The 16,665-nt window shown below is 43.8% G+C and carries 17 protein-coding genes; 3 read left to right on the top strand and 14 right to left on the bottom strand.

Annotated features, from left to right (window positions below; genetic code table 11):
* The first annotated feature begins 222 nt into the window (after positions 1 to 222).
* The gene (locus tag R7Q48_RS02560; protein WP_005376619.1) at positions 223 to 474 is read left to right on the top strand and encodes a YgjV family protein; all 252 of its coding nucleotides are present in this window, start codon (positions 223 to 225) and stop codon (positions 472 to 474) included.
* A gap of 88 nt (positions 475 to 562) precedes the next feature.
* On the opposite strand, the gene R7Q48_RS02555 is transcribed toward R7Q48_RS02560, so the two are convergent.
* Together R7Q48_RS02555 and R7Q48_RS02550 are read right to left on the bottom strand one after the other, a co-directional pair.
* Positions 563 to 844, bottom strand: a complete 282-nt coding sequence (locus R7Q48_RS02555; protein ID WP_005376622.1) for a DUF2218 domain-containing protein — start codon at positions 842 to 844, stop codon at positions 563 to 565.
* A gap of 41 nt (positions 845 to 885) precedes the next feature.
* Entirely contained in the window at positions 886 to 2,892 is a 2,007-nt protein-coding gene (locus tag R7Q48_RS02550; RefSeq protein ID WP_276576962.1) for a TonB-dependent siderophore receptor, read from the bottom strand.
* Between the two features lie 116 nt (positions 2,893 to 3,008).
* On the opposite strand from R7Q48_RS02550, the gene R7Q48_RS02545 reads away from it, so the two are divergent.
* Both R7Q48_RS02545 and cueR read left to right on the top strand, forming a co-directional pair.
* The gene (locus R7Q48_RS02545; RefSeq protein ID WP_213972720.1) at positions 3,009 to 3,977 is read left to right on the top strand and encodes a helix-turn-helix domain-containing protein; all 969 of its coding nucleotides are present in this window, start codon (positions 3,009 to 3,011) and stop codon (positions 3,975 to 3,977) included.
* Between the two features lie 77 nt (positions 3,978 to 4,054).
* Entirely contained in the window at positions 4,055 to 4,441 is a 387-nt protein-coding gene (gene cueR, locus R7Q48_RS02540; protein ID WP_005376627.1) for a Cu(I)-responsive transcriptional regulator, read from the top strand.
* Between the two features lie 42 nt (positions 4,442 to 4,483).
* Here the strand turns inward: cueR and vctC are convergent, their stop codons facing one another.
* The 12 genes from vctC to rbsA all read right to left on the bottom strand — a co-directional run bounded on the left by vctC (position 4,484) and on the right by rbsA (position 16,652).
* Positions 4,484 to 5,239 carry an iron chelate ABC transporter ATP-binding protein VctC gene (gene vctC, locus R7Q48_RS02535; protein ID WP_256902734.1) on the bottom strand — a complete coding sequence of 252 codons (756 nt, stop codon included), beginning with the start codon at positions 5,237 to 5,239 and terminating at the stop codon, positions 4,484 to 4,486.
* 2 nt (positions 5,240 to 5,241) lie between these two features.
* Positions 5,242 to 6,192: an iron chelate uptake ABC transporter permease subunit VctG gene (vctG, locus tag R7Q48_RS02530; protein ID WP_005376631.1), complete on the bottom strand. Its 951-nt coding sequence runs from the start codon at positions 6,190 to 6,192 to the stop codon at positions 5,242 to 5,244.
* Positions 6,185 to 7,120, bottom strand: a complete 936-nt coding sequence (gene vctD, locus R7Q48_RS02525; protein WP_158155936.1) for an iron chelate uptake ABC transporter permease subunit VctD — start codon at positions 7,118 to 7,120, stop codon at positions 6,185 to 6,187. The genes vctG and vctD overlap by 8 nt, the downstream gene beginning before the upstream one ends.
* 22 nt (positions 7,121 to 7,142) lie before the next feature.
* A complete protein-coding gene (locus R7Q48_RS02520) occupies positions 7,143 to 8,051 on the bottom strand; it encodes a siderophore ABC transporter substrate-binding protein (protein WP_065275234.1) in 909 nt (302 codons plus the stop codon).
* Positions 8,052 to 8,214: 163 nt separating this feature from the next.
* On the bottom strand, positions 8,215 to 8,895 hold the full coding sequence (locus R7Q48_RS02515; protein WP_005373126.1) for a Crp/Fnr family transcriptional regulator: 681 nt from the start codon (positions 8,893 to 8,895) through the stop codon (positions 8,215 to 8,217).
* 134 nt (positions 8,896 to 9,029) lie between these two features.
* Entirely contained in the window at positions 9,030 to 9,761 is a 732-nt protein-coding gene (locus R7Q48_RS02510; RefSeq protein WP_005373131.1) for a nucleoside phosphorylase, read from the bottom strand.
* A gap of 10 nt (positions 9,762 to 9,771) precedes the next feature.
* Positions 9,772 to 10,503: a nicotinamide riboside transporter PnuC gene (pnuC, locus tag R7Q48_RS02505; RefSeq protein ID WP_017820308.1), complete on the bottom strand. Its 732-nt coding sequence runs from the start codon at positions 10,501 to 10,503 to the stop codon at positions 9,772 to 9,774.
* A gap of 499 nt (positions 10,504 to 11,002) precedes the next feature.
* The gene (locus tag R7Q48_RS02500; RefSeq protein WP_025767871.1) at positions 11,003 to 12,025 is read right to left on the bottom strand and encodes a substrate-binding domain-containing protein; all 1,023 of its coding nucleotides are present in this window, start codon (positions 12,023 to 12,025) and stop codon (positions 11,003 to 11,005) included.
* A 35-nt stretch (positions 12,026 to 12,060) separates the two neighbouring features.
* A complete protein-coding gene (gene rbsK, locus R7Q48_RS02495; RefSeq protein ID WP_017820311.1) occupies positions 12,061 to 12,978 on the bottom strand; it encodes a ribokinase in 918 nt (305 codons plus the stop codon).
* A 222-nt stretch (positions 12,979 to 13,200) separates the two neighbouring features.
* Positions 13,201 to 14,079, bottom strand: a complete 879-nt coding sequence (gene rbsB, locus R7Q48_RS02490; protein ID WP_005373143.1) for a ribose ABC transporter substrate-binding protein RbsB — start codon at positions 14,077 to 14,079, stop codon at positions 13,201 to 13,203.
* 87 nt (positions 14,080 to 14,166) lie between these two features.
* Positions 14,167 to 15,150 (bottom strand): ribose ABC transporter permease, encoded by a 984-nt coding sequence (gene rbsC, locus R7Q48_RS02485; RefSeq protein ID WP_005373145.1) that lies wholly within the window; start codon positions 15,148 to 15,150, stop codon positions 14,167 to 14,169.
* Positions 15,147 to 16,652 (bottom strand): ribose ABC transporter ATP-binding protein RbsA, encoded by a 1,506-nt coding sequence (rbsA, locus tag R7Q48_RS02480; RefSeq protein WP_025767874.1) that lies wholly within the window; start codon positions 16,650 to 16,652, stop codon positions 15,147 to 15,149. The genes rbsC and rbsA overlap by 4 nt, the downstream gene beginning before the upstream one ends.
* Positions 16,653 to 16,665: the final 13 nt, after the last annotated feature.

Here is a 16,665-nt window from a genome sequence, read left to right as displayed (position 1 = left end):
CAACACAATAAGTAAAATTATCAGTAATTCCAGCCCTAAACGTTTGCGTAATCGCTAACCTTCTCTTAACCTTGATTTGAGGCTTTTATCACGGTTTTTCCATTGATATAGTGCGTCCATACAACAAAAAAAGACCATTCGAGGCATGGAGCTTCCTCATTAATCTCAAGATGAGAAGAATTGGTACCGACAAAATTCGGCAGATTTTAAGAGGGTCAAAAAATGGACATGAATATGGTTGAGATTTTAGGTTATGCAGCTTCAATCATGGTCGCTATTTCGCTAACTATGAAAGATATTGTTAAGCTTCGTATCCTTAACTTTATTGGTTGTGCGCTATTTACTGCTTACGGACTAATGATTGATTCTTGGCCTGTAGTACTAACTAACGGTTTTATAGCTTGCGTTAACATCTACTTCCTAGCAAAAATGCAGCAGGAAAAAAAAAGCCTAGAGCCTGAGAAAGCGCAATAGCATTCAAACAATAAAAGCCCGCAAATCATAAGATTGCGGGCTTTTGCTTTTAACATTCCCTTTCTATCACAGCATCCTTAAACGAGCGCTAACGAACCCAGCTAAGTGCTAATGTTTCTCGACGAGAAAACATGTCCACATGCGATGAAATGATCGCCTTAACCGTATTCAGTTTCTCTTCTGAATCCGCCTCACAGGTTATAGTTAAGCTAGATGCACAAAGGTTAAACTCCGCTTTTCCCGTCGGAAATGTCACCAAACCGCTATTTTCATTCCAAGTAGCAGGAACTTTTCGTCCAAAATGCCGACAAAGCGTCACTAAGTATTTGTCAGCGTGTTCGCTATCTATTCGGGTGCTTTCTTTAATCATGAACTTACTCGTTACTTTGAAACGTCCTATGAAGAACCTTGTTAGAATTGATAAGCTGCAGAGAGCTTGAAGTTGCGACCCGGCTCGTAGTCATCAAGCGTGAAGCCACGTGCAGTACCCGAACGAGACGCATGAGAGCTGTACAACTCGTCAAATACATTATCAATACCAAAGGTCACCGACAGTCCATCAATATCAGACGGCACCCATTGAGCGTATAGATTATGCACATCATAACTTGCTTTCTTTGGCTGACCATCAAAGACGTTGTCTTCCTCTCGAACAAACATTGAGTTCCACCCGAAGATCGTTTCTAAAGCGTCTGACTGGTAATCCAAAGTTAGAGCAATGCTATCACCCATATCAATGCTACGCCCATTGCCCCCAGCAACAGGACCACCAGTATTCTTGTTTTTGGTGTCCGACTTAGAGTAAGAAAGTTTGCTGTTAAACTTGTCGTAACCATAAGAAGCACTTGCCTCAAAGCCTTTAATCTCAACATCACCTAAGTTGTAAATCAGGTAAGTTTGAGTCGCGTTTTGGTACTGATCTGCAATGTAATCATCAATTTCCGTTTGGAATACCGTAATATTCGCCCCAAAGAAATGCTTATCAAAGGTTTTATCAAAACGAACACCACCCTGCGTGTTCAATCCCGTTTCTGGCTTTAACCCATCCTCTAAAAATGCAACGTCTTGGTAAGCAATAAAGGTTTCCATTAGCTCTGGACCTTTAAATAGAGAACGTGCACTCGCAAACAACGTCCAATCTTGAGTCACCGCCCACTCTGCTGCTAGAGCCCAAGTCACATCATCATAATTACTGGTTCCTGTCTCAGCTTTGCGTTTGTAATCATCAAAGCGCATACCTGCGGTAATAAAGAAGGCATCAGAGAAGAAGAACTGATCTTCTACAAACAGTGCGGTTGAAATCGCCGATTCGTCCATAAACTTACGACTACCGTAGTAACTCGAAGACGTTTTATCCATGTAGTCGAAGCCATAAGTGACTCGATTATCAAACTCACCTAACATAACATCTGACTGGAATTTGCCATTCAAACCAAAGTTTTGGTTTTTGGCGGTGTTCTTTGATAAACGGTTCGAGGGCCAACGAGGGGCCATCACCGTTTCGTCACGTTTAATTTCTGTCTCGGTATTATAAAGAGTGACGTTTCCTTGGTGTTGTTCGCCTCGCAACTCGTAACTCAAAGTAACGGTATCGCGGTCATAATCCGTAGGGATAAGTAACTTGCTCGACAGGCTATTATTTGCACTACCAGACATATCAGGACGCGGACTGTAATCTCCACTATCTCGGTACATGTCATAAGAGAGCTCAAAACGATGGATGTCATTTAGTTCATACCCCAGCTTAGCCAGAATGTTGTAAACATCACCTGCAGCACCATAGGTTTTATTGCCATCACCATCTTCAAAATCATCACGCGTAACGTAATGGCCATAGACCATCGCATCAATGTTTTCGGACAAAAGTCCGTACAGTGTCAACGAACCTTGTTGGTTGTCGTTGGATGCATAGCCGCCATAAACACGCGCACCAAACTTTTCATCGTAACGAAGTAAGTCACGAGCGTCTTTCGTTTCAAAGTAGACCGAACCGCCTAACCCGTTTTGAGTCACAGAGTTATTACCTACCTTAATGTCCGCAGATTTGAGAATGTCAGGGTTCAACGTCAAGTTACCAATATGATGGAACATGCTCGCATGCTGAGAAGCACCGTCAAGACGAATGTCCAAATCGGTTTCGCTCAAACCACGAATCGTAATACGTTGATTCACAGAGTGTGTGCCACCAACATCCACACCGGGAATATCGCGCAGTAAATCAGACATGTGATCCGCTTGCTTCAGTGACATGTCGTCCGCAAACATCGACTCAGTGTTGCTGGAAACTTTCGTTCCCCATACAACGACCTCTTCAAAATGTGACTCAGTATCTTGAGCTAAAACAGGGGTTGATAGCACCATTCCCACTGCAAGGCAAAGGCTTGAAAGCTTGATAGGTGAACAAGCAGGGCTTTCCATAACTTAATTCCTAAATATTAATGATAATAATTCTCAGGTATAATAAGCATGAGTTTTATAAATACAAAGGCGATTTGGTTATGCGAAATCGCACAAGTGTTATGAGGAAGTGTCAAATGCAGGAAGTCACAACAAAACGAACTAAAATTGCCAAGATAGCTTTAACCCAAAGACTAGAGGCGACAGAGAAACAATGGATTGTCACGCAAGGCCAACCTTATCAAACTCAACTGGCCGAAGGTAAGTTCCTATCATATCAGTACAATGATCAAATTTTTGTTCATGGCGGGCGTTGTCTAGAACTTATTGATTCGAATATTGTTTCTACTGCACACGCCTCACTGCTGGTCACTATTCTTTTAGAAGGTAGACTCTCGTTTGGCTACGACGATTTGCAATTTGATTTAGACGCGAGCGACGGCCCTAAGGGTGTAGTGGTGAACTTACTCAAACCTGCAAATTTTCGTCGTTCACTGCTCAAAGATAACCTCATTAATAAGATCAACATATTGGTTAAGCCCCAATGGCTAGAGGCCCGCCTTGAGCAAAATTGTAGTCATCGAGCCTTTTTTAACTCTCATCAGGCGTTTCAACAGTTGGAGCTTAACCAGACGCTATGCGAGCTGGCTGAAACGTTAACAAATAGAGAAACACCGCAAGAGTTCCAAGAGAAGCTAGAGGTCGAAAGCTTGATCTATCAAATATTACATCAAGCCACCAAGCAAATTCCTAAGAATTTCAGTGCTAAAAACAGCAGTATTGAACGACACATTGATGGTCGGATTGAGGATATTGTCAGCTATATTGAAACTCACCTTGATCAAGAACTACGCTTGGAAAAGTTGGCGAGCCAATTCTCAATGAGTGTTTCAAACCTGCAGCGCCGATTTAAACAATCACTTAATATGACCATAAACGGCTACATTCGTTTTCGACGTCTTGAGATTGCTAGGCAACATTTGGAACGTGGCCTAGTGACGATAACAGAAGCCGCCTATGAAGCCGGATACCACCACCCTTCTAACTTCACTTATGCCTTCAAAAAGGCATTTGGTGTGCCACCACATGAAGTGATTAAAGAGTAAGGTAACTGACTGTTATTTAGGAGTGTCTTATCCACAACATCGGTATATACTCGCCTTAAACGTTATGGAGGTTAAACATGAATATTGGTGCTGTCGCGAAGCTCACAGGGCTTTCATCTAAGTCGATTCGATTATATGAAGACAAAGGGATCATATCTCCACCAGCGCGTAGCGACTCTGGCTATCGCGAATATTCAGATAATCATATTCAAGAGCTTAACTTGGTATCACGCGCAAAAAGCGCAGGCTTTTCATTGCAAGAATGCAAAGAGTTCGTACAACTTGCTCATAACCCCAACCGCAAAAGTAGCGAAGTAAAAGCAAGAACCATGGACAAACTGAGAGAGGTTGAAGAAAAAATTGCACACCTCATGGAGATCAAAACACAACTTGAAGGTTGGGTTTCTTCTTGTCCTGGAGATGCAGAGAGCCGATGCCCGATCATAGACGAGCTCACCAAGTAAGCCCGCCTATCTATTGATCTCGTTAAAAACGAACTAGCTCGCTTAATGATAGGTACACATGCGCTTACCGTTTAACTCTATGATGTTAAATGGCGTTTCATAGATGTCCTCTAGCGTAGATGCTTGAATAACCTCTTCAACCGCACCACTCGCCACAACCTTGCCTTTCTTAAGCGCCAATATGACATCTGAGTAACACGCCGCGAAATTAATATCATGAATCACGACCACCATGGCTTTATTCATGTCATGGGCTAACTGCTGTACAACTTTCATGATCTGAAGAGAGTGTTTGATATCTAAGTTATTAAGAGGTTCATCAAGAAAGACATAATCTGTATCTTGTGCAATCACCATAGCAATAAATGCAAGCTGTCGCTGACCACCACTTAATTCATCCAAGTATTTGTCTTGAATATCTTGCAAATCTAAGTAGTCGATCGCTTGTTCTATGACCTCATGATCTTCTTTAGTCAGATTTCCTTTAGAGTATGGGAAACGACCAAAAGAGACTAACTCTTTTACGGTAAACCGCATTGTAATCGAGTTAGCTTGGCGAAGTACTGCCAGTTTTTTCGCTAGCTCTTTTGTGTCCCATTCCGAGATTTCCTTGCAATCAATGATAACACTACCGCCATCTCGCTCCGTTAAGCGCGAGGCCATAGATAACAGCGTGCTCTTTCCCGCGCCATTTGGACCGATAATCGATGTTACCTTGCCCTTTTCAAACTGAGTATTGGCCTCGTCTACGACTTTGTTTGAACCGAAAGCCTTCGTTAATTTGTCTATTACTATCATATTTATACAACTTTGTTTTTCAGCAGCAGGTATAAGAAATACGCACCGCCGATAAAGTTAATTACGACACTCAACGTCGTCTCAAAACTGAACACGTTTTCGATTATCCATTGCCCAGCAAGTAATGAACTGATGGATAGAAACGAACATCCGACCAATAGCGTTTTATGTTGGTAACTTCGGAACATTTCTCGGCTTAAGTTGGTCACTAGTAAACCAAAGAACATGATTGGCCCTACCAAAGCCGTAGAAATAGCAATCAAAACCGCCGAGATAATAAACACATTTCTCGTCACTTTAGGTACATCAACACCCAAACTTTTCGCATTGTCTTGGTCGAGCCAAAACACATCTAAAGTGCGATGCATCCTAAACAACAACCAACATGCAAACATCAAAGCCGGAGCACTAAAATAAACCAAGTTCACTTTGACATTATTGAAACTGGCGTACAGTTTCGACTGAACAATTGCATATGTGTTTGGGTCCATCAGCAAAGAAAAGAATGACGCCGCATTGGAAAATAGCTGACCAAAGATCAAGCCGACCAATAGCAACGTAATCAAGTTCTTGCTGCCTTTTGAAAAGTAAAACCCAAACAGCAGTAGCGAAAACGACACCATTACAATTACTGCAATCGCGAAATTTACGTACAAGTTAAGAACTAAGGTACTCAACCCACCAAAAATCAACACGATCAAAATTTGGGTTAACACATACAGCGCATCAAAACCCATGATACTTGGCGTTAAAATTCGGTTGTGCGTAATGGTTTGAAATACAAGTGAAGACTGAGCAATGGCCACACCCGCTAGCACTATCGCCAATACTTTAGGAACTCTACGAGACAAAAAATATTGGTAGTTGTCAGCCGTTAGCCCAATACCAATAAACAGACACGCGAAAAGAATCGCAATGCCACCTAGCAGCAGGATTTTCGTTGAATCACGCATGTTGCTTACCTCGCAACAACATTGCGATGAATACCACGCCACCCAATATGCTAATCACGATAGAGATTGGCATTTCATGAGGGAAAATAATTAAACGACTCACCAAATCGCAACACAACACTAAAATGGCCCCATACATGGCCGTAAGCGGAATGTTCTTTTTGAGGTTATCGCCATAAAAGTGACTCACGAGATTCGGTACAATCAGCCCTAAGAATGGCAACTGGCCAACAATCATCACGACACTTGCTGACATGATGGACACCAATAGCACGCCAATCGTCACAACCTGCTGATAATTTAAACCCAAGTTAATCGCGAAATCTTTTCCGATACCTACGGCAGAGATCCTTGCGCCAAAAAGATAGCTGAGGATAACCATTGGTACCGCGATGTACAGCAGTTCAAAATCACCACGCAAGATGTTGGCGAAGTTTGCGACTGTCCAAGCATTCAGACTTTGAAGTGCATCATATTTGTAAGCGATAAACGTAGTCATGGATTGGATGACATTGCCGAAAATAATCCCGACAAGAGGCACAAAAACCACGCTCTTAAATTGAATGCGCTGAATAAAGAAAACAAACGCTAGCGTCCCAAATACCGAGATGCCGAATACGAGCCAAAGGTGATTGTCGTTACCAAAGAAAACCACGCTCAGTACGTAGCCCAGCATGGCACATTCGATCGTACCAGTTGTAGAAGGTGCCGCAAATCGGTTCTGGCTGATTTGCTGCATGACAAGACCCGCAATACTCAAGCCAGCACCAGCAAGCAGTATGGCAAATAAACGTGGTATACGGCTGGTAAAGAAAAGCTCTAATGCTTTCTCATCACCTGAAAAGAGTTGTTGGGGTGTCATGTTTGCCACCCCAACAAATAACGAAACCGTGCTTAAAACCACAAGGGTTAGCAATAACTTCTTCAAAGTTAACCTCTGCTATCTTGGATTACAGTTCAACGGTTTGCTTAATCTCACTGACCATTTTTTCTGTTGCTGTCACACCAGACATCGACAAATACCACGCGTCCACATCTAAATAAGTGATTTTGTGATTTTTATATGCTGCGGTCGCTTTGACTAAGTCGTTATCCATGGATTTACGAATATCGTTATCCGGCGTACCTGTCAGAGAATTTCGGTCAACCACGAGAATATTTTTCGGGTTAGCTTCACGAATAAACTCATAAGAAATGACATCTCCGTGAGTGCCCGTTTTCACGTGCTCAACCGTTTCCAAGAAGCCAAAGTCGTTATAAATGACGCCAAATCGCGACTGGGCACCAAACGCGCTGATGTTGTCACCCATGCTTAAAATCGTTAATGCATCATTTTTGTTCGATTGGTTGTAGTCGCGGATTGCTTTGAATTGAGTATCTAACGCTTCAATTTTCTGCTCTACTTTTTCTTCGATATTGAAGATCTTACCAATATTGCGCCATTGCGCTTGCGTGCCTTCCCAATAGCCTTGGTTTTCTTTCGCCGCGAAAACAACTGTAGGGGCAATTTCACTCAGCTCTTCATATTTCGCAGACGCTCGCGGACCAACCAAAATCAAATCCGGTTTTTGCATGTAGATGGTTTCAAAATCAGGTTCAAACAAACTACCCGCAGAGGTGTAGTTATCTTTGCTGTATTTTGAAAGGTAACTAGGAAGATTAGACGAGTTAGATACTGCAACAGGATCGATACCAAAGTTGTCCAGCGCATCTAGCGGGCCAAAGCCAATCACAACCACACGCTCTGGGGATTGTTCTAGCTCTGTTTGACCCATGTAGTGGTCAATCACAACTTTAGCAGCGAAAGAAGGAGAAACAGTAAATAACGACAGCATAGCCGCACCAACGAATTTTTTCATTTTGTTAAGCCTTAATGAGATCTATTATCATACGCGTTCGCAATATAACGCTACTCTTTAATGCATTCAACAAAATTTAAGGTACTTTACATTAGTTACGTTTACTCAAGACTTAGATATATCAAAGACTTATAAAACCCATCAGTTCCAATACCTGGGCGTATCATTCATGCGCTTCAATAAACGCTTTGAGTGCCAGCGCATCAATAATCTCCAAACCGTTGTCCGTTTTTGTAATCAATCCCTTTTCAATCAAGTCCTTAACTGCACGTCGATAGACTCGGCCTGAGGTACCAAACCGCTCAGCCTCTTGGTTCACTTTATCAAAACCACCAAGCAACTTATCCGTCTGATTACGGACGAGAAGATCATAGGCAATGTTGTAAGTAATGGGATGCAACAAACGGTTAGTGTAGATATCCATGGAGTCTTGATAATCCTCAGCCAATGCTGAAGCGAAGAACACCATCATTTGGGGATGATTTTGCAGTGCTTCGGTTAGTTTTTGGATACAGATAACATCAACCTGCATATGTTCATCTGCTATCACATTCCATTGACAAGGAGTCTGAGTGAAGAACTCCATTTCACCATAAATATGATAGTCGCAGTTAGCTTCCCCTAATTGAAAACGTCGTCCATTTGCGGCCAATATGTTCATCGAGACTCGACCTACTGGCACAACATACAAGTACTGAAGTTGCTCACCTTGGCGGAGAATTGCTTCCCCAGCATCAAAGTAACGCGAATTTATTTGGCATTGATAAATCAAATCGCGAAAGGTGGCACTCTTTTCTTCAAGGTATGTTTTGAAGCGACCAGTCGGATAAGGGCTGATTTTCATTTTCTGCTCTCTCAGAAAAAGTTACGGACAACTATTTAAGGTGGATTGTACCCCGTAACTCCAAATAAAAAAGCGACAGTGACCTGTCGCTTTACATCTATTCTGTTTATGTGACTTACTGAGATAGAGACTGGCTAACGCTGAGCAACCAAGGCTTCTAATGCCGTAATCGCGGCACTCTTCTCACCTTGCATCATTACTTTAGCCTCATCAACGTACTGACCAACACCTTCTTTCACATCTTGTTGATACAGCACCACGTTGTTTAATATCGAAGCCACATGAAGGCCTCGTAGTCGACCGACCGTAAACAGCGCAGAGGTTTCCATATCGGCACCTAAGATGCCTTTCTTGTTCCAATGTTGGCATATTGCATCCTCGTCATCGGTATAGAAACTGTCGTGAGAACGCACCACACCAAAATGATAATGCACTTTTTGCATCGACAAGTAACGCTCAACTTCCTTTAACAGTGAAAAGCTTGCGTAGGCTGGATAAGACGAATCGACATACGCTTTAGAGCCGCCCTCATCTCTTACCGCGCCTTCGGCAATGATCAACTCGCCAAGATGAATGCCTGATTGCATTGCCCCCGCCGATCCAACGCGTACCACATGAGTCACACCGCACTGTTTTAGCTCTTCCACTGCGATGATCATCGATGGCGCACCTATACCTGTACTACATACTGAAACAGGCTTGCCTTTGTAGTTGCCGGTAAACACACGGTACTCGCGGTTTTCCGACACCATTTCTGCATCATCAAATAATACCGCGATACGATTCGCTCGATCTGGCTCGCCGCATACAATAACGAGGGGAGCGATTTGTGTTTCATCCACTCCGATATGAGGTTGTTTGGCCATTTTTCGTTCCTTACGCAGCAGCGTGCGCTAAGGTTTTATCGCCATTGCGCTTAGCGCTACGAGCCCACTCACGCGTGCCATTGGCAGCGATGAACATAAGAATCGCGTACTGAACAGACATTGCGTAAACACCTTGCGTCGCGTAGATACCCACACTGATAATATTAATCACAACCCATAGAATCCAGTTTTCGACGTATTTACGTGTCATCAGAATTTGTGCAACAACAGAAAGTACTGTCATGGTTGCATCCCAGAACGGGAACGCGTCAGGTTCAAGCACCGGTTCAGCCAAGTCAGCACCAAAGAGATTCAAGCTATCAACAGCAATGTTTGCTAGCGCAAAGAAAAATGGGTCGATATAGATCGTTAATAATGCGATACATGCAACGCTAATAGAGGCAGTAGTAATAAGTTTCTGTTTATTTAACCAGCGAACCTCCAGCGTTTCACCTTGTGCGTTTGGACGAGTCCACGCATACCAGCCGTAAATGTTCGCACAGAAGAAAAACAATTGAAGAAGCAATAATCCGTATAACTGAATTTGAAAAAAGATAACGGCAAAAAGCGTGACATTCAGCAAACCGAATAAGTAGTTGATGGTTTTTTCTTGGCTGGCAAACCAAATGCAAAGCAGTCCAAAAACGGTACCGAAAGCTTCGATCCAGCTCATTGCGTAGCCGTCGCCAATCGGAATGTTAACGAGAGTATTATTAATATCGAGCAAGGCAAAGAGGTCCATAACATGTCCTTTATTATTTTGTTTGGAATACGCTTATATTAGAGCGTGATCCCCAACAAAAAGGAGGACATTTGTCCTCCTCTTGATGCACTCGATCATAATTCAGTTCAATGTTTACTTGAAAGCAATAAATGATGCTATTGAACGATGTTGGAAATAGACGTGCCTATGAATCCAAGCCTAGATAGCGTTTTTTGAATGCAGAAGCTGATGCAAATAAAGCTGACGCCAAAAGTGTAATAATAAAGCCAATTGCGTACTCAAATGCTTCATTAACCAGTAGCTGATAGCAGCTCACAAAAAAAATCAATACAACTGTAATAACATTAACTCGGTGAAACCAAGGGTGTTTTACAGATAACTTAGCGTAACCTTTTGATAACATTTAACTAATCCGCCAGACAACAATTAATAGTTTTATTTATAATCAACGACGATAGTAAGGCTTTATCGTATAAAGAGAAACGACTTTTTTAATTTTTTAGCTCAACATCACACGTCATTCAGTGACGTTTGACTTTAACCTCTTGACGCTTTTTCGTTCCACTAGAGTCGGTTCTAATTGTACGACCTGTGCCTCTGTTGACTTTTCATCCAACTTTCGGACAAGAGTCTCAACGGCAGCCTGCCCCAAACGGTACTTAGGCTGATGAATGGTAGTTAGCGATGGCGACATAAATTTCGCGATATGGATGTCATCGTAACCAATAATGGACAGGTCGTCCGGCACTTTAATATCGAGCTCATTTGCGGCGTTAATCACCCCCATCGCCATCATATCGTTAGAGACGAAAATCGAGCTAGGTAATGCGCCACGCTGAGCCATTTTTTTGAACGCTTGATACCCACCCTCACACTCGAAGTCCGATTCAATGATCCAATTGGCATTAAATTCCAAGCCAGCTTCGTTCATTGCTCGCTTATAACCTTCGTATCGCATTTGCGCTTGGTGTTTAATCAAAGGGCCAGTGATGCACCCAATTTCGGTATGGCCGCAATCAATTAAGTATTTCGCCGCTAAGTAACCGCCACGAAGTGAGTTGTCTTGGATTTTATCGCTTGTAAATAGCATCGGCCCCCAGTCCATTACCACAACTGGGATATCTGGGTAACGCTCAAATACATCGATACGCTCTCCTTCTAGCGACGAGCACATCAAGATCAAACCATCGACACGCTTTTGCAATAGCGTATTAATGGATTGACGCATACGTTCGTTATCACCCTCGGTGTTACATAAAATGAGGCTGTAGCCTTTTTGGTAGCAGCTGCGTTCGACGCCTTTTACGACTTCGCCAAAGAATGGGTTGGTTGAGGTTGTCACGAGCATACCAATGGTTTTGGTACGATTGACTTTGAGGCTACGCGCCAACGCAGAGGGCGCGTAGTAGTTAAGCTCTTTTGCGGCATTGTTAACGCGTTCAGAGATCTCTTCGCTCACAAAACGCGTCTTGTTAATAACATGGCTCACTGTTGAAGTGGAAACCCCTGCCAGTTTTGCGATGTCTTTCATCGTCGCCATGTTACTACTCCTATTTTAATGAGGCGTTGTGCGCCTTATTGTTCAGCGAGAAACGCGTCCACCTCTTCGCGGGTTGGAATCGACGTTTGCGCGCCAAAGCGGGTCACAGAAATTGCAGCCGCCGCATGTGCAAACTTAATCGCTGATTCTAAAGGTAAACCTTCTAGGAGACCAGTGACGAATGCCCCATTAAATGTATCGCCCGCAGCGGTAGTATCCGTCGCTTCAACGCGGAAACCCGAGATGATTTCGCCTCGACCGTTTTGGCTTAGCCAAACGCCTTTTGCACCGAGTGTGATCATGACAATTTCTATACCTTTACCATGTAGCACATTCGCCGCTTCTTGCGCGCTTTCGTTGTCTGTTACAGTAATACCTGTCAGAACTTCAGCTTCCGTTTCATTTGGCGTAATCACGTCAATGTAAGACAGTAATTCATCTGACAATTCACGAGCTGGCGCAGGATTCAAAATTACGTTGGTTTTGGCATCTTTCGCTACACGCGCAGCTTTCTCAATGCCGCACATCGGCGTTTCCAATTGCATTAGCAAGTAATCTGCTTGGCGAATACGCTCTAAATCTGGCTCAATCGCTTCTGCTGTCAGTTTGGCGTTCGCTTCAGCTGAAATGCAAATGCTGTTCTCACCACTGTCCGACACTTGAATCATCGCGATACCTGTCGGGCAATTTGGCTGCATCTTCACACCAGTGATATCGATGCCGTCCATTTTGAAGTTTTCGCGAATGTTAATGCCGAATGAGTCGTCGCCCACACAAGCGATAAAACCGATGTCTGCATTTAATCGCGCCGCCGCGACGGCTTGGTTGGCACCTTTGCCACCTGGGATAACTTGATAGTTGCGACCATGCAGCGTCTCGCCTGGGCGAGGGAAAGAAGGCACTTGAAGAACATGGTCAGCGTTTACACTACCTAACACCACTAACTTATTCATACGGTTATCCTCGGTTCTGAATGAACCCTTTTTAAAAACTGTTTAGGAAAATACATTAGATGACTTTAACTTCTCTTCCTGACGAAGGAGTCTCGATAAAAAGCCAAAGGCATCTATACCCCACACTTTGCAGTATTTTGGGTAAGTTTGCCCTCACCTCCTAAACGACAGATATAAACGGAGGAGAGAGCAAAAATTAGGATGATTTATTGAACTGAAAACTTACTTAGTGACTACTTTTAGTGGTACTGGGATGTACTCTTCTACTTCTTCACCTTTCAAAACTTTGTCAGCCGTTTCAACACCTAAAGCACCGATAAGGTCTGGTTGCTGAGCAATAGTTGCCGCTAGTTTGCCACGGTTAACTGCTGCAATGCCGTCTTCCGTACCATCAAAACCAACGATAACGACATCTTTGCCAGAAGCTTGAACTGCGCGAAGTGCACCTAGCGCCATTTCATCATTCTGTGCAAATACCGCTTGTACATCCGGGTTAGCCGCTAGCAGGTTTTCCATTACGTTTAGACCTTTTGTGCGGTCAAAGTCAGCTGGTTGGCTAGCAAGAAGATCCATATCGCTGCCCTTCACGGCATTCATAAAGCCTTCACCGCGCTCACGCGCTGCCGATGTGCCCGCAATACCTTCAAGTTGAATGACTTTTGCTTTTTCGCCGACTTTTTCCATGATGTAGTGGCCTGCCATTTCACCACCAATTACGTTGTCCGACGCGATGTGACTCACAACTTCACCACGGCTTGCACCACGGTCTAGTGTCAACACAGGGATCTTAGAACGGTTCGCCATACGAATTGCATTAGACACTGCATCAGAATCCGTTGGGTTGATAAGAATTGCTTTTACGCCGCGAATACTTAAATCCTCGATGTTCGACAGTTCTTTACTCGGGTCATTTTGCGAGTCCAGTACAATTAAGTCGTACCCCAATTCTTTCGCTTTTGCTTCCGCACCGTCTTTCATCGTTACGAAGAACGGGTTGTTTAGCGTCGAAACCACAATCGCCATGGTATCTTGAGCTTGCGCCGCTACCGATACGGTTGAAGAAAGAAGTGCAGCAGAGATAAGAGTTGCAAGTTTTTTCATCGTTCTAGTCCTTTGTGTAGGGTGAGCCAGTACACGTCCCCTGACTCGGTTTGTATTCACTGTTTTATATATACAGATTGTTATGAATTACTTGTTTTTGTTGTCTACCAATACCGCCAGCAAGATAACCACTGCTTTTGCAATCATTTGGTAGTAGGAAGAAACATCAAGTAGGTTAAGTGCATTGTTCAAGAAACCGATGATCAGCGCACCAATCAAGGTACCCATGATACGGCCTTTACCGCCCATCAAGCTGGTACCGCCAAGAACAACCGCTGCGATAGCGTCTAGCTCGTAGCCCATACCTGCTGTTGGCTGCGCCGAAGAAAGACGAGACGTTACAATAATGCCTGCAAGCGCTGCTAACATACCGCAGATGGCGTAGACACCAATCTTCACTCGGTCTACATTGATACCTGATAGGCGAGTCGCAGACTCATTGCCGCCTAGTGCGTAAACATAGCGACCAAAGCGCGTGTGGTTAAGTAAATACCAAGCCGCAGCGAACACAACCACCATTAACCAAACAGGAACTGGAATGCCTAGCGCGTAGCCAGTACCAAACCATGCGAACGCATCCGCGGTGTCAGTAAAGCCTGTCGAGATTGGACGACCTTCGGTGTACACCATGGTCACACCGCGTAGTAACGTCATGGTAACCAGCGTAGCGATAAATGCCTGCACCTTACCCTTCGCAATAATGATACCGCTGATCGCACCTAACGCTGCACCTGCGACTAAAGCAGTTGGAACCGCCACCAGCACCGGAACCTCAAGCGCAATCATGCTTGCCGCAAAGGCACCACACAATGCCAATACCGAACCAACACTTAAGTCTATGCCTGCTGTTAAAATAACTAATGTCATACCCACTGCGATAATGGCATTCACGGAGGTTTGACGAAGAATGTTGAGAATGTTGTCGACCGTAAAGAAGTTCGGGTTCAAAAATGACACAACAACGATCAGAAAGATCAGAGCTATCAGTGATTTTTGTTCAATCAGCCACTCTTTTGTGAACAACTTCTTGTTGCTCGTTTCGGTTGGTTTGCTCATGGTATTCGTACTCATGCTGCTTCCTCATTGATCTCTTTGCCTACGGCACAGGCGAGTAATTTTTCTTGATCGGCGTCTTTCGCATCAAATTCGCCAGTGATACGACCTTCATGCATCACTAAAATACGGTCGCTCATGCCGAGCACTTCAGGCATCTCGGAAGAAACCAAGATGATGCTCATGCCTTCGGCCTTAAACTTGTTGATGAGCTGATAAATCTCTTTTTTTGCTCCGACATCAACACCACGTGTTGGCTCATCCAGAATCAGAACTTTAGGTTTCGTCATTAACCCTTTCGCAATCGCAACTTTTTGCTGGTTACCACCAGATAAGTTGCCGATGATTTGATCTCGCGTTGGGGTTTTAATGTTGAATAACTTAATAAAATCTTCCACAGCAATCACTTCGTCGCTGTGTTGAATCTGGAAGCCTTTGGTCAGCTGGTTTAGCGAACAAAGTGACATGTTCTCCTTAACCGAAAGACCTAAAACCAAACCATCGCCTTTGCGATCTTCAGAGATGTAAGCGATACCATTTGCCAAGCCATCTTGCGGGCTAACCGGGTTAATAGTTTTGTTATCAAGATTGATAACACCATGCTCACTAGGTAATGCGCCGTAAATGACTTTCATGAGTTCAGTGCGGCCTGCGCCCATCAAGCCAGAAATTCCAAGAATCTCACCACGCTTGAGAGTAAAGCTCACATCCTGAACGCCAGACCCAGTCAAACCAATGACTTCAAGACAAGTTTCGCCATGTTGGACATCAATACGTGGATATTGCTCTTCTAATTTTCGGCCAACCATCATTTCAATTAGGCCATCTTCATCAGTGTCGGACACCTTGCACTCACCGATAAACTTACCATCACGAAGCACCGTAATATCATCACAGATTTCAAAGATTTCTTTAAGACGATGCGAGATGTATACGATGCCGCATCCTTGAGCACGAAGCTCATTAATCACTTTAAACAGTGATTCCGTTTCGGTATCGGTCAATGCGTCCGTTGGCTCATCCATAATGATGACTTTCGACTCAAACGAAAGTGCCTTTGCAATTTCCACCATTTGTTGTTCACCAAGGCTTAAATCGCCAAGCAATGTTTTTGATGAGTGCTTTACATTCAGACGCTTTAAAAGCTTGTCAGCTTCGTCATACATTTTGCCCCACTGGATACGCCCTAAGGATCCAGTGAACTCTCGTCCCAAGTAAATATTTTCAGCAATCGTCAGTTCAGGAATCAGGTTCAGCTCTTGGTGAATAATGCTAATACCAGCTTCCTGTGAATCGCGTGGACCTTTAAAGGCCGCCGGCTGACCTTGATATTGAATGCTCCCCGCATCCATGTGGTAAATGCCTGTCAACACCTTCATTAGCGTTGACTTGCCTGCTCCATTTTCACCCATCAGCGCCATAACACGGCCTGGATAAACATTCAGGCTTGCTTTGTCGAGTGCTTTTACGCCCGGAAACGCCTTCTCAATTTCGCTTAGTTGTAGAATGGCTTGAGTCATAATCTGTCCTCAA

This window comes from Vibrio sp. 378, assembly GCF_033339435.1.
The sequence above is the reverse complement of the archived record's forward strand: the minus strand, read 5'-3'. Positions and strand labels throughout refer to the sequence as shown.

Excerpts from the sequence above, each read along its gene's own strand:
- R7Q48_RS02560 (WP_005376619.1), top strand. The coding sequence starts at position 223 with ATGGACATGAATATGGTTGAGATTTTAGGTTATGCAGCTTCAATCATG.
- R7Q48_RS02555 (WP_005376622.1), bottom strand. The coding sequence starts at position 844 with ATGATTAAAGAAAGCACCCGAATAGATAGCGAACACGCTGACAAATAC.
- R7Q48_RS02550 (WP_276576962.1), bottom strand. The coding sequence starts at position 2,892 with ATGGAAAGCCCTGCTTGTTCACCTATCAAGCTTTCAAGCCTTTGCCTT.
- R7Q48_RS02545 (WP_213972720.1), top strand. The coding sequence starts at position 3,009 with ATGCAGGAAGTCACAACAAAACGAACTAAAATTGCCAAGATAGCTTTA.
- cueR (WP_005376627.1), top strand. The coding sequence starts at position 4,055 with ATGAATATTGGTGCTGTCGCGAAGCTCACAGGGCTTTCATCTAAGTCG.
- vctC (WP_256902734.1), bottom strand. The coding sequence starts at position 5,239 with ATGATAGTAATAGACAAATTAACGAAGGCTTTCGGTTCAAACAAAGTC.
- vctG (WP_005376631.1), bottom strand. The coding sequence starts at position 6,192 with ATGCGTGATTCAACGAAAATCCTGCTGCTAGGTGGCATTGCGATTCTT.
- R7Q48_RS02520 (WP_065275234.1), bottom strand. The coding sequence starts at position 8,051 with ATGAAAAAATTCGTTGGTGCGGCTATGCTGTCGTTATTTACTGTTTCT.
- R7Q48_RS02515 (WP_005373126.1), bottom strand. The coding sequence starts at position 8,895 with ATGAAAATCAGCCCTTATCCGACTGGTCGCTTCAAAACATACCTTGAA.
- R7Q48_RS02510 (WP_005373131.1), bottom strand. The coding sequence starts at position 9,761 with ATGGCCAAACAACCTCATATCGGAGTGGATGAAACACAAATCGCTCCC.
- pnuC (WP_017820308.1), bottom strand. The coding sequence starts at position 10,503 with ATGGACCTCTTTGCCTTGCTCGATATTAATAATACTCTCGTTAACATT.
- R7Q48_RS02500 (WP_025767871.1), bottom strand. The coding sequence starts at position 12,025 with ATGGCGACGATGAAAGACATCGCAAAACTGGCAGGGGTTTCCACTTCA.
- rbsK (WP_017820311.1), bottom strand. The coding sequence starts at position 12,978 with ATGAATAAGTTAGTGGTGTTAGGTAGTGTAAACGCTGACCATGTTCTT.
- rbsB (WP_005373143.1), bottom strand. The coding sequence starts at position 14,079 with ATGAAAAAACTTGCAACTCTTATCTCTGCTGCACTTCTTTCTTCAACC.
- rbsC (WP_005373145.1), bottom strand. The coding sequence starts at position 15,150 with ATGAGTACGAATACCATGAGCAAACCAACCGAAACGAGCAACAAGAAG.
- rbsA (WP_025767874.1), bottom strand. The coding sequence starts at position 16,652 with ATGACTCAAGCCATTCTACAACTAAGCGAAATTGAGAAGGCGTTTCCG.